Annotated in this window: 2 protein-coding genes; both read right to left on the reverse strand. The window is 67.8% G+C overall.

Features of this window, described 5'->3' with window-relative positions:
- Positions 1-379: 379 nt before the first annotated feature.
- Complete coding sequence (locus JAO81_RS37865) at positions 380-571, reverse strand: DUF6274 family protein (protein ID WP_199552538.1); 192 nt, start codon at positions 569-571, stop codon at positions 380-382.
- Positions 549-736: hypothetical protein (locus JAO81_RS43155; RefSeq protein ID WP_233416494.1), on the reverse strand; the 188-nt coding region annotated here is incomplete at its 5' end. The genes JAO81_RS43155 and JAO81_RS37865, both read right to left, overlap by 23 nt.

Genomic DNA, 736 nt, shown 5'->3' on the forward strand with positions numbered 1-736 from the left:
CAGGGGCCCCCCCACCAATGATATGGGGGGGCGTCGTGGTCGGCGCGGGCCCCCGGGGGGACCGCCCTTATCTTTTTTGTGCGCTCGGAGCCCTGCTCGACGCCCTGTCCGGACCGTCGCTGAGCGGCCTTGTTCGACTCTGCTCAGGCTTGGGCGGTGCGCCTCGGAGTGCCCCACGAGGCAGTGCAATTGCACATATTAAATCGACCTGTTGTAGGAGGGGTGTAAGTTCCGGCTTTCCCAAAACGGGTTCGGTGACACCCGTCACAGGTCGGACAGCTTGTGGCATATGACGTGGCTGCGGTAGAGGAGCCGGGAGGAACCTCCGTGACCCGGCATCAGCTTCCCACTGGGCACGAGTGCCCAGAATCGGCTTTGGTCATCCCTTGACGGGACTTTCGTCCTCGGGGGCCTCCTGGCCCTCCTGAGGCTCCTGCCCCTCCGGCTGCATCGCGAGCCTCAGCAGCCGGTGGCAGATCGCGCAGTGCCGGGTGAGATGGCGATAGCCGGTCGCGGCCGAGAGATGGGCCCGCAGGAGCGCTCGGGTCTCATGCCGCGCGGATGTCGCCATGCGCCACCTCCTGGCGTACGAGGAGTTCCTGCCTCCCTGTTGAAGTACCGGGGTCCGGCGCGGGCGTCAAGACGGCCTCGGCCGCGTGCGGCCGGTCCTGGACACGCGGGACCGGTCCCGTGCGTCCGCAGCCGGTCCCGGACACGCAGAAGGCCCGCACCGAAT

The sequence above is a fragment of the Streptomyces sp. N35 genome (assembly GCF_016464295.1).
GTDB lineage: Bacteria > Actinomycetota > Actinomycetes > Streptomycetales > Streptomycetaceae > Streptomyces.

Excerpts from the sequence above, each read along its gene's own strand:
- JAO81_RS37865 (WP_199552538.1), bottom strand. The coding sequence starts at position 571 with ATGGCGACATCCGCGCGGCATGAGACCCGAGCGCTCCTGCGGGCCCAT.